A 278-nucleotide genomic window follows, 5' to 3' on the forward strand; every position below is an offset into this window, starting at 1 on the left:
TCTAAAGGCTGCTGGCGAACTGATGGGTTATGTCTACTTCTTCCAGAACTTCGTTCAGATATTCGTCCTGATGGTGGCGTGGGTCATTGTTCTGGTCGCCTTCTTCATTCTCGCCGTCCAGATCTTCATCACGCTGATCGGATTCAAGCTGACGACGTTAGCCGGGTTCATCCTCATTCCCTTCGCGCTGTTCAACAAGACCTCCTTCCTCGCGGAAAAGGTGCTCGGCAATATCGTCGCTTCTGGCGTGAAGATCCTTGTCCTTGCAGTGATCGTCG

General features: G+C 52.2%; 1 protein-coding gene. It reads left to right on the forward strand.

Going from position 1 to position 278, the window contains the following annotated elements:
* The coding region (locus AC1RPV_RS07815) for a type IV secretion system protein (protein ID WP_481764205.1) at window positions 1-278 on the forward strand (278 nt) is incomplete at both ends.

Source organism: Dellaglioa sp. CoH-55-MRSF-9 (assembly GCF_056782155.1).